This window comes from Pseudoalteromonas sp. 68 DY56-GL68, from assembly GCF_041414825.1.
Classification (GTDB): Bacteria; Pseudomonadota; Gammaproteobacteria; order Enterobacterales; family Alteromonadaceae; genus Pseudoalteromonas.
In genome coordinates, this window is the sequence record NZ_JAOCZL010000024.1 from 283,987 (window position 1) to 295,041 (window position 11,055).

Below are 11,055 nucleotides of genomic sequence, written 5' to 3' on the forward strand. Positions count from 1 at the left end.
AGTCTAGAAACGCCAAAAAAGCATTTCTTACCATTGATATAATTCGTGCATTCTAATTAAATTCCAGCAGAATATGCTGGTTAAATTTTTCAATTTACGATAATTTACAGGGCATACCTTGAACTTAGCCGCATAAAATTCTGTTATGACCAGCCCGAATCGATTACGCATGTTAGATCGCATTGATTTAGCAATTTTAGACGCTCTGCAAAAAAATGGCAGAATCTCAAACGTAAACCTCGCAAAACAGGTTAATTTGAGCCCGAGCCCGTGTCTTGATCGTGTTAAACGATTAGAACAAGAGGGCTATATTGAAGGCTACTATGCCAAGCTTAACGAAGCTAAGCTTAATCAAAGCTTATTAGCGCATGTGCAGGTGTCTTTGGTTACTTCTAACACCTCTGTTTTTAAAGTTTTCAGAGAGTATATTTTAAATATTCCTCAGGTCGTTGAATGTGACATGGTTGCAGGAGGATATGACTATCTATTGAAAGTGCGTGTCTCTGATATGGACGAATATCGCCAAGTCTTAGGGGATTTAGTCGATATACCTGGGGTTGGCACACATCATACTTATATGGTGATTGAAAAAATTAAACAGGACACAGGGCTTCGATTCGATATTTAATGTAAGGAAACCTACGTGGTTTCCTTTTTTGTATTTTAAAAAGAGACTTCAGTATAAGAGTAAACAGCGAATGTTGGAGTCTCATAAGCCTTCCCATTACCAGCCTAATTGATATTAATTTTAGCGAGTTTTCTTTTCAGAGTCGCAAGCATTGAATCGACAGAACTATCAGCATGACTGAGTCCTTCCATCAGCGTCATAAAGTAAAGGTCAATAATGATATCTGCATCTGTAGGGGTAGCGTCATTATCATTTATCAAGCGTTTCTTAAAAGCATTTAGTTGTGGTTCAAGTTCATTTTGTTGCCACATAATTTCTTTGAACAACTCTCGACTAAATTCTTTTTTCGCCAAGTAAAAAGCATAGAGAAAGCGAGCGTAGTGGTACATTCTATCTGTGGCTGTTGTACTGGTATCTAAGCTCTCAGCGGCGCTTAGAATGTCTGTCAGTTCATTTTCAAAGCTGTACTTGAGTATCGCAACCTTAGTCGCAAAGTGACTAAATACGGTGCCATTGGCAACATTGGCTGCCTTTGCAATATCTCGCGTACTCGTTTGATGATAACCCTGCTCTGAAAACAACTGCCATGAGGCTGTTAGTATCTGCTGTTTTGTTTGCTCTTTCTTAGTCACTGCACACTCCAATTTTTATGCTATTTAACCAGAAATTTAAAAAATCTCAATCAAGGCTATTGTAAATTGAGCGCGCTCAAGTTTAAAATGAGCGCGCTCAATTGATAAAAGGTTAGCACCATGGACATATTAAAACGCTTTATTGGCTATGTATTATTTTTACCAGGTATTTTCTTTTATAGCTTTATTTTAGGCCCCTTACTTATTGCCGTACTAGTACCAGGGGGGCTGATGTTATTGTTACTTATTTTAGGTTATAAAGGGGGCTTTTTAGTGCTTAAGCGAGAAGTGCTTAATACACTTAAGCAAAAATCTCCCTAAAGCAATGTTGGTAGTAAAAGTGGTTAAGTCTAAAAAAAGAAACCCTGCTAAGCAGGGTTTCTTTTTAATCTAAAATGGGAAGTTTAGAACTAAGCCCAGCCGTCATAGCGTTTACGGCGAGACAACATAATCGTTAAAATAATACCCAACAATAAGCCGATAAATGCAATTGCGCCGCCATATGTAAGTAATTGGCGCTTTTCTTTAGCACTGGCTGCTTGTTTAGCATTACGCTCAGACTCGATAGTATTTTTAAGCTTATCGATTTGTGCTGTCAGGGCTTGGTTTTGTTCGTTAAGAGAGCGGTTTTGCTCTTGTAGCTGTGGTAATTCTATTTCGGCTTGACGTAACTGCTCTTGCATTAATGTCATGTCGTTATTCAGTGCTTGAAACTGTTGATGAATACCAGCGTTTTCAGTGATGAACTTTGCTTCTACCCAACCTTCACGCTCTTTATCATCACGAATTTTAAAGTAGCCATTATCTTCACCTGATAATAATTCTACTTGTGTACCTGCATCCACAGAGCCCAAAATACGGTAGTTTTTGCTTGGACCTGAATGCATAAAGGTGTACAGGTTATCGACTATGTAGGCGGTGTTTTCGTTGTTGCTGCTTGGCGCTTCTTCTGCGTAGCTAATAAAAGAGGTGGCCGCAAGGAGCAACCCAAAAATACACTGTTTTAACATCAATCTACCTTGTTAATGTGATCTTGCCGAGAAGTGGCTAAATTTATAATTTCTTTATGTATAGAGATAGTAGGGATTTCAACTATTAATAGCAAGGCTGATATTGTAATCCGTGTATGAGCTTAATCGTAAAAATCAGGAAAAAATTTGCATTAAGTAGCTGCTTTGTTTATTTTGACCACTTATTTATTTTAAATGTACTCCGCAAAGCGAATGGATACTGAGATAGAACTGAAGTTTTTGGTGTCAGATGCCGTTGTTCCACTGATCCCCGCATTAATTACCCAATTTGCAAAAACCGTTACCAACAAACCGTCACGCAGCCTACAAAATGCCTATTACGACACGCCGAGTCGTGAGTTACGTGCACTTGATATAGGCTTACGTACACGCTGCAGCGATACAGACTGTGAGCAAACTATTAAGTTAGCCGGTGAAGTGGTGGGGGGGTTGCATCAACGCCCTGAATATAACTTGCCTCTTGAGGGTAATCGTCCTGATTTATTGGCCTTTGATGCGTCAATCTGGCCTCACGCAATGCAAGTTAATGCGATAGCCGATAACCTTTACCCTATTTTTAGCACTAACTTTATTCGTCGCACGTGGTTAATTGAAACCGATAGCGGCGCTAAAATCGAAGTGGTGTTAGATAAAGGGGAAATAGCGGCCTCTGGTCAGGTTGAGCTTATTTCTGAGCTTGAAATTGAGTTATTAGAAGGTAGCCGCCAAGAGTTATTTGCTTTAGCTGATAAACTGGTCAGTGAAAGTCATGTGCGCTTAGGACTTTATTCAAAGGCTGCGCGTGGTTACCGCCTTGCTGATAACACGCCTTTGAAAGCGAGTAAATCGATTGGCTTTGTACCGCTAAACAGTGGCGCGACACAAGAACAAGCATTAGTGGCAAGCATTAACTATGCTATTCGTTTTGTACAAAAACATGAAGCGTGTTACTTCATTAAACCAAGCTTAAAAACCTTAAAGCGAGTCACGGATGGTATTCGACTTATCCGTCATGCATTTTGGTTATTTGATGATATTGTCAGTAAAGATGATACGGACTCATTACGAGTAGAGCTAAAATGGCTTTTAAGTGAGCTTGCTTGGGTTGAAAATGCTATACAGCTAAAAACCTATACCTCGAAGCGACATGCCTATTACAAAAAGATTAATAGCGCCCCTGAGCTGACTCAAGTCATCAACGATTTAAAAGAATTACAGCCAAGTATTGAAGATGTACAAGAACTGTTTCACAGCAAGCGATACAATCGTTTGTTGTTGCAACTTACAACATGGCTAATTGAAAAACAGTGGCGTAAATCATGGGGCCAAGCGGAGTTTCAAGCCGCAGAAAAACCGGTTGCTGAAATCGCTAAGCGTTTATTTGCCAAAGACTGGCACGATATGCACGAGCTTATTCCTGAGCAGCAAGTGTTTACAGATAAAGACTATTTATCACTTAGAACTCGCCTTGAAAATTCACTATTAAGTGGTAACTGCTTGGGTGCGCTATTTAATACTGATGATAGAAATGAGTTTCGAATTCCATGGTTAGATATCTCCCACGGTATTTATGAGCTTAGTACACTTGATTATTTAAAACAGCTATGCGCAGGTCAGGATGATCAAGAGCTTGCTAAAATTCAGGCTTGGTTAGATCAGAAATCTGACTTTTTGGTCAGTGCAATGGAGCAAAGCCGTCACGCGTCTTTCAATACTGATCCATATTGGTTGTAAGCCTGTGCCTGTTTGCTTATGGATAGGGTTAGCGATGTTGAGTATATCGGCATTTGCTAACTCAACCGAATGGCAAACTTACAAACAGCAAGATGGCATAAGCGTCACTTACAAAACGCATCAAAACGGTATTATAGAAATAAGCGCCTCGGTGCTGGTAAAAAATGCGAAAGCCCATGACTTTATGGCGTTATTGAGCGATACCGACGATGCGCCTAATTGGCTCGAAAATGTGAAAAGTGTCACCTTAATGGAGCGTTTAAGCCCTTCTGAAACGCTTGTGTACACACACTTTAATTCGCCTTGGCCTGTTTCAGATCGCGATTTGGTTAGCTATTCGTGTTACCACCGTCTGAGTGAGCACAAAACTGAGCTTAAAATTATTAGTCAGCCCCATGCAAAACCGGCAGTAAATGGTGTAGTGCGTATTAAAGATTTAACCGCTTTTTGGCGCTTAACACATCAGCAAAATGACTTACTGGTTAGTCATCAAGCTTATGCAGACCCTGCGGGTTCTATTCCACATTGGTTGAGTAACAAGGTATCATTAAAAAGTGTGTTTAAGACCTTACAGTCACTACGTAAGGAGCTCAGCTATAATAGGTTTACGCGCCTAAACACACCAAGCGTGCCTGGGAAGTGTGCTTCTTGAAGGCATAAATACCTGTTATTAGTCTATTTAGTCGTAGGAAGAAAATGAAAGAGCCAAAAATTCCCTTGGTAAACAAACCAAATGGTATTGGGGTGGGGCGTGTTTTAAAAGCCACCAAATGCTCAATCAAAGGCTTTAAAGCTGCATTTAAAGAAGAATCTGCATTTCGCACTGAAACCTATTTAGGTCTGGTATTATTTCCGTTATCAGTGTTGCTTGCCCAATCATTAAGCCATTGGCTGATGTTATTTATTCCTTACTTATTATTGTTGATAGTTGAGCTACTCAACTCAGCAATAGAGGCGCTGACTGATAGAGTCGGTATTGAGTACCATGTATTGTCGGGGCGAGCTAAAGATATGGCCTCAGCGGCAGTGACGTTGGCATTGATTATTTTGCTACTGGTTTGGGCTGTGGCAATTTATGAAAAGATAATGATGCAGTTTTAAACAAAAAAAGCGCCAGAAGGCGCTTTTTCATCTTATATAACCTATTACAGGCCAGCAGCTGCGCGAAGTGCATCTGCTTTGTCTGTGCGCTCCCAAGGGAACTCTTCACGACCGAAGTGACCGTAAGCCGCTGTCGGTTGATAAATAGGACGCTCAAGGTCAAGCATTTGGATTAAGCCATATGGGCGAAGGTCGAAGTGCTCACGTACTAATTCGATTAGACGCGCTTCTTCTAATTTACCTGTGCCAAATGTCTCGATGCTGATAGATGTTGGCTCTGCAACACCGATAGCGTAAGAAACTTGTAGCTCACACTTGTCAGCAAGGCCAGCAGCAACCACGTTTTTAGCAACGTAACGTGCAGCGTATGCAGCTGAGCGGTCAACTTTTGATGGATCTTTACCAGAGAAAGCACCACCACCGTGACGAGCCATACCACCGTATGTATCAACGATGATTTTACGACCTGTCAGACCACAGTCACCCATTGGGCCACCGATTACGAAACGGCCAGTTGGGTTGATGAAAAACTTAGTCGCGCTTGAGATAAGCTCAGCAGGAAGAACTGGCTTGATGATCGTTTCCATTACCGCTTCAACTAAGTCGTTTTGTGAGATTGAATCACAGTGTTGAGTTGAAAGAACAACAGCATCAATACCAACAGGCTTGCCATTTTCGTATGCAAACGTTACTTGAGATTTTGCATCAGGGCGTAACCAGTTAAGCTCACCGCTTTTACGAACTTCAGCCTGGCGCTGAACTAAACGGTGTGAATACGTGATAGGTGCAGGCATTAACACGTCAGTTTCGTTACATGCATAACCAAACATTAAACCTTGGTCACCAGCACCTTGCTCTTCAGGGCGAGCACGGTCAACACCTTGGTTGATATCTGGAGATTGTTTACCGATTGTGTTTAGGATTGCACACGAGTCAGCATCGAATCCCATGTCTGAGTGTGTGTAACCGATTTCACGTACTGTTTTACGTGTGATTTCTTCGATATCAACCCAAGCGCTAGTAGTGATTTCACCACCCACCATCACCATACCGGTTTTAACGTAAGTCTCACATGCAACACGGGCATGAGAATCTTGCTCTAAAATAGCATCTAGAACCGCGTCAGAGATTTGGTCCGCGATTTTATCCGGATGACCTTCAGAAACTGATTCAGAAGTAAATAAATGTTTTGCCATTGTATTTCTGCTCACAAATATTGCGCTTCACATACGTCGGTAATAGCGCTAAAAAATTAAGGGGCGTATTTTATCTAAAACAAATATGTTTGCATAGTAATTTTACGCCTAGACGTCTATTTAAAATTACTAATAACATTTCGTTCTTAATAAACAGTAATAATAGGTGCATTTAATACGGATTTTTAATTGCACTGTACCCTTACATTAAGTAAGAATGGTGTCTTACACACAACCAGCGCAAATACATAAAGGTAGGAGAATTCATGCCATCACGCAAAGAACTTGCAAATGCTATTCGCGTCTTATCAATGGACGCAGTACAACAGGCCAAATCTGGTCACCCTGGCGCCCCTATGGGCATGGCAGATATCGCAGAAGTACTATGGCGCGATTATCTAAAGCACAACCCAACGAATCCAGAGTGGGCAGACCGCGATCGATTTATTCTTTCAAATGGTCACGGTTCAATGCTGATCTATTCTCTTCTACATTTAAGTGGTTATGATCTGCCGTTAGAAGAAATTAAAAACTTCCGTCAAATGCACTCAAAAACACCAGGCCACCCAGAGTATGGGTATGCACCAGGTATTGAGACCACTACGGGCCCATTAGGTCAAGGGATCACAAATGCGGTTGGTATGGCGATTGCCGAAAAAGCACTTGCTGCACAGTTTAACCGTGAAGGTCACGATATTGTTGACCACTTCACTTATGCGTTTATGGGCGACGGCTGTTTAATGGAAGGTATTTCACACGAAGCTTGTTCATTAGCGGGTACATTAGGCCTAGGTAAACTTGTTGCGTTTTGGGATGACAACGGCATCTCAATTGATGGTGAAGTAGAAGGTTGGTTCAGCGATGACACACCAGCGCGCTTCAAAGCATACGGCTGGCACGTAGTTAGCGATGTAGATGGGCACAATCCTGATGCAATTCGCGCCGCTATCGAAGAAGCGCGTAGCATCACCGATAAACCATCACTTATTTGTTGTAAAACAGTGATTGGCTACGGCTCACCGAATAAATCAGGTAGCCATGACTGCCATGGTGCACCACTCGGTGAAGATGAAATTAAAGCATCTCGTGAGTTCTTAGGTTGGACTGGCGAGGCATTTGAAATCCCTGCTGATATTTACAGCGAGTGGGATGGCAAAGAAAAAGGTAAGCAACTAGAAGCAAGCTGGGACGAAAAGTTTGCCGCTTACGCAAGTGCACACCCTGAACTTGCTGCTGAGTTTAAACGTCGTACCAACGGTGAGCTACCAGCTGATTGGGCTGAAAAGTCACAAGCTTATATCGAAGAGTTACAAGCAAACCCAGCAAACCCAGCAACACGTAAAGCATCACAAAATGCATTAAACGCATTTGGCCCATTATTACCAGAATTCATGGGCGGCTCTGCTGACCTTGCGGGTTCTAACTTAACACTTTGGGATGGCTCAAAAGGCTTAGAAGCAAACGATGCAAGTGGTAACTACATTTTCTACGGTGTACGTGAATTTGGTATGTCGGCAATTATGAACGGTATTGCACTGCACAAAGGCTTTATTCCTTACGGTGCTACATTCTTAATGTTTATGGAATATGCACGTAACGCAGTTCGTATGGCCGCATTGATGAAGCAGCCAAGCATCTTCGTTTATACGCACGATTCAATCGGTCTAGGTGAAGATGGTCCGACGCACCAACCGGTAGAGCAAATTGCTAGCATGCGTTTAACGCCAAACCTAGTTAACTGGCGCCCATGTGACCAAGTTGAGTCTGCGATTGCATGGCAACAAGCGATTGAGCGTAAAGACGGCCCAACATCACTGATTTTCACTCGCCAAGGCCTTGAGCAACAAACGCGTACTGCACAGCAGTTAAGCGACGTGAAAAAAGGTGGTTACGTACTTAGCTGTGACGGTGAGCCAGAGCTTATCCTTATCGCAACTGGTTCTGAAGTACAGCTTGCACAAGATGCTGCAACAGAGCTACGTTCACAAGGTAAGAAAGTACGCGTGGTCTCTATGCCTTCAACTGATTTATTTGATGAGCAAGATGCTGCATATAAAGAAAGCGTACTACCAGCAAGCGTAACACGCCGCGTAGCAATTGAAGCGGGTATTGCAGACTACTGGTACAAATACGTAGGCTTAAATGGCGCAGTAGTTGGTATGACGACATTCGGTGAGTCTGCACCTGCAGGCGAGTTATTCAAGCACTTTGGTTTCACTGTTGAAAACATCGTAAACAAAGCAAACGCTTTGTTCTAAGCTTTAGCCGCTAAATTTAAAAGCCCGCGCTGTAAAACCACAGCGCGGGCTTTTTTATGGCTTTTTACTTGGCCGTAGGCGTGAAATTTATTTCGCGCGAAAAAGCTAGAACTCTTGTTGCGCTCTAATTAATCAAGGGTTAAGTTTATAGAGTTGTTTAATTTTAAACAAATTGAAACTGCGTTTAGAGATTCAAGGTTGAAAGGTGTTATACGCATTTTAATTATTAAGCTTTTATGTTTTTCGTGAGGTATGAGTGGAATCTAAGCTGTTAAAAATCAAGTTGAATCCCAATTCTCGAAGTGATTTAGATACTTTAATCACTTATATGCGTGAAAACATCGAGTTTCCAAAAAGTGAAATGGAGCAAAAAGGCTACTTTTGGGATTCCGTATTTTATGAGAAAAGTGACGAATTTGAATATATCTATATTGTTATCAAATCGAAAGATTTTTCTAAAATAATGATGGATGAAAGTGAATTAATCATATCTCCCTTCAGAGATGTTTATGAAAAGTTTAGAAGCACTTGTTGGGCTCCTGAACCTTATATAGATCTAGAACCAGTATTTTGTTTTAATTCATCATTAACTTTTTCAGGCTAAAAGCCTTTTGTATCAAAATATAACAAGCAATTTAATAGAGTTAAAAGCGTTGGGCTATTGCTTCGCCCTTTTTAGCTCATTAATTGTGAATTGCACTAAGGTCTCTGATGAAACAGTATTCAATTGTTAGAATTAAAAAGTTGAATCGAGAGTTCACATTTAATGAAAGTCACATGGGTAGACGCTCTCCCAGCGTTGGTGATGTTGCTACTATTGTGGATGTTTATGATGGAGCTTTTGACCTTGAGTGTTGCGACAGTGATGGCTGTACAATTTGGTTGGAAATTTTTGATTCAAAAGACGCTGAATTTGAAATTTTAGATGACTTACCTTCCATTAAATTACCCCAAAATGATTTCATAGAGTTATTTGAATTCATGGAAAAGGCTAACGAGTTATTTCATCAATCAACAAAGTATTCTGATCCTGATAAAGTAAAAGAATTTGCTCAGGCTAATTATCCTCTAATTAGAAAGTTTTACTACGAAATTCTGTGGGATAAATTACCAGAAGCAGAAAAAGAACGAAGACTTAATGAGTAGCGTGCATATAGCAAGTTGCTTAATTTTGTATACTTAATTGGCAAAATTAACAGCTGGCTTGGCACTTAGCGCTAGTATAACCTATAGTTGTATTTACTAAATCTACTTTTGGAGAGAAGCCAAAGAAATATATATGATCTTCCCCTAACACTGTAGACATCTTTTATTTAGAAAATGAAGTATGATGAGAGATGTTATGAGTAATAATAAATATCCCCAAGAATTTAAAGATGAAGCTGTTCGCCAAGTGGTTGATAAAGGCTATTCAGTACCTGATGTTGCCAAACGTTTGGGCATTTCCGATAAGTCCCTGTATTACTGGGTCAAGAAAACTAAAGTACCAGCCAAGAAGTCAGCAGAGCAGGAAGAGATCCGCAAGCTAAGAGCTGAGTTAAAACGCGTGACTGAAGAGCGGAATATATTAAAGGAAGCCGCCGCGTTCTTTGCAAGCGAGTCAAGGAAAGATACGCGTTCATAAAATCACGACTCGAAGTTTACCGCGTCAAAGCAATGTGTCAGGCATTAAATGTTCACCGTAGTGGCTTCTATGCTTGGCTCAAACAACCACTATCTAAACGTGAGCAAGATAACCGGAGGCTGCTTGAGCGTATCAAGGCTGGCTATGTTGAGAGTGGTGGTGTTTATGGCAGTCCACGCATTACTCATGAGCTACGCAGGCAAGGTGAAACATGTGGAGAGAATCGTGTTGCCCGTCTAATGAAGCAAGCCAAGCTAAAAGCTAATATCGGTTATAAAAGGCGGTACTTTAAGTCAACCGTGCCCGCATTAATTGCGGATAATCACCTTCAACAACAGTTTGTTGTTAGTGAACCAGATACGGCTTGGGTAGCAGACATTACCTATATCAAAACCTATGAAGGCTGGCTGTACCTTGCCGTCGTACTTGATTTATTCTCGCGAAAAATCATTGGTTGGTCGATGCAACCGAACATGAGTAAAGATATCGTGATCAAAGCACTATTAATGGCTGTTTGGCGCAGAAATCCAAAACATGAAGTAATAGTTCACAGCGACCAAGGCAGCCAATACGCGAGCTGTGATTACCGTGAATTCTTAACCGCAAACAACTTAGTACCGAGTATGAGTCGCCGAGGACATTGCTTAGATAATGCGGTAGCAGAAAGCTTTTTTCACTCACTAAAAACAGAACGCGTGAAGCGAAAAGTGTACGAGACTCGTAATGATGCTAGAGCAGATTTGTTTGATTACATTGAAATGTTCTACAATCGTAAACGATTACATAGCCACCTTGGCCATGTGTCTCCCGAAGAGTATGAAAAACAGTATTTAACTGGAAGCTAGAAGTCTACAAAATTGGGGGAAGATCAA

12 protein-coding genes are annotated in these 11,055 nt (G+C 41.1%); 9 read left to right on the forward strand and 3 right to left on the reverse strand.

The window, feature by feature from the left end; translation table 11 throughout:
• Positions 1-145: 145 nt before the first annotated feature.
• Positions 146-628 carry a winged helix-turn-helix transcriptional regulator gene (locus NYF15_RS20490; protein WP_062568774.1) on the forward strand — a complete coding sequence of 161 codons (483 nt, stop codon included), beginning with the start codon at positions 146-148 and terminating at the stop codon, positions 626-628.
• Positions 629-732: 104 nt separating this feature from the next.
• Here NYF15_RS20490 and NYF15_RS20495 read toward each other — a convergent pair whose 3' ends face one another.
• The gene (locus tag NYF15_RS20495; protein ID WP_237119918.1) at positions 733-1,260 is read right to left on the reverse strand and encodes a TetR/AcrR family transcriptional regulator; all 528 of its coding nucleotides are present in this window, start codon (positions 1,258-1,260) and stop codon (positions 733-735) included.
• A gap of 120 nt (positions 1,261-1,380) precedes the next feature.
• Between NYF15_RS20495 and NYF15_RS20500 the strand changes: the two genes are divergently transcribed.
• Complete coding sequence (locus NYF15_RS20500) at positions 1,381-1,581, forward strand: hypothetical protein (RefSeq protein ID WP_062568776.1); 201 nt, start codon at positions 1,381-1,383, stop codon at positions 1,579-1,581.
• Between the two features lie 89 nt (positions 1,582-1,670).
• Here NYF15_RS20500 and NYF15_RS20505 read toward each other — a convergent pair whose 3' ends face one another.
• Positions 1,671-2,270 carry a TIGR04211 family SH3 domain-containing protein gene (locus tag NYF15_RS20505; RefSeq protein ID WP_062568777.1) on the reverse strand — a complete coding sequence of 200 codons (600 nt, stop codon included), beginning with the start codon at positions 2,268-2,270 and terminating at the stop codon, positions 1,671-1,673.
• A gap of 213 nt (positions 2,271-2,483) precedes the next feature.
• On the opposite strand from NYF15_RS20505, the gene NYF15_RS20510 reads away from it, so the two are divergent.
• The 3 genes from NYF15_RS20510 to NYF15_RS20520 are packed head-to-tail and all read left to right on the forward strand — an operon-like array spanning position 2,484 to position 5,105.
• Positions 2,484-4,004, forward strand: a complete 1,521-nt coding sequence (locus NYF15_RS20510; protein WP_130149525.1) for a CYTH and CHAD domain-containing protein — start codon at positions 2,484-2,486, stop codon at positions 4,002-4,004.
• 34 nt (positions 4,005-4,038) lie between these two features.
• Positions 4,039-4,656: an START domain-containing protein gene (locus NYF15_RS20515; protein ID WP_371354515.1), complete on the forward strand. Its 618-nt coding sequence runs from the start codon at positions 4,039-4,041 to the stop codon at positions 4,654-4,656.
• Positions 4,657-4,700: 44 nt separating this feature from the next.
• Positions 4,701-5,105 carry a diacylglycerol kinase gene (locus tag NYF15_RS20520; RefSeq protein ID WP_130149527.1) on the forward strand — a complete coding sequence of 135 codons (405 nt, stop codon included), beginning with the start codon at positions 4,701-4,703 and terminating at the stop codon, positions 5,103-5,105.
• Between the two features lie 44 nt (positions 5,106-5,149).
• Here the strand turns inward: NYF15_RS20520 and metK are convergent, their stop codons facing one another.
• Positions 5,150-6,301 carry a methionine adenosyltransferase gene (gene metK, locus NYF15_RS20525; protein ID WP_062568781.1) on the reverse strand — a complete coding sequence of 384 codons (1,152 nt, stop codon included), beginning with the start codon at positions 6,299-6,301 and terminating at the stop codon, positions 5,150-5,152.
• A gap of 266 nt (positions 6,302-6,567) precedes the next feature.
• Between metK and tkt the strand changes: the two genes are divergently transcribed.
• The 4 genes from tkt to NYF15_RS20545 all read left to right on the forward strand — a co-directional run bounded on the left by tkt (position 6,568) and on the right by NYF15_RS20545 (position 11,028).
• Positions 6,568-8,559, forward strand: a complete 1,992-nt coding sequence (gene tkt, locus NYF15_RS20530; protein WP_130149528.1) for a transketolase — start codon at positions 6,568-6,570, stop codon at positions 8,557-8,559.
• 256 nt (positions 8,560-8,815) lie between these two features.
• Positions 8,816-9,163 carry a DUF6176 family protein gene (locus tag NYF15_RS20535; protein WP_341803211.1) on the forward strand — a complete coding sequence of 116 codons (348 nt, stop codon included), beginning with the start codon at positions 8,816-8,818 and terminating at the stop codon, positions 9,161-9,163.
• Positions 9,164-9,270: 107 nt separating this feature from the next.
• Positions 9,271-9,705, forward strand: coding sequence for a hypothetical protein (locus NYF15_RS20540; RefSeq protein ID WP_371354516.1), 435 nt, complete (start codon positions 9,271-9,273; stop codon positions 9,703-9,705).
• Positions 9,706-9,901: 196 nt separating this feature from the next.
• A protein-coding gene (locus NYF15_RS20545; RefSeq protein WP_371352430.1) for an IS3 family transposase occupies positions 9,902-11,028 on the forward strand; the annotation gives its coding sequence in 2 pieces (ribosomal slippage) (positions 9,902-10,127 and positions 10,127-11,028; 1,128 coding nt in all).
• Positions 11,029-11,055 lie beyond the last annotated feature (27 nt).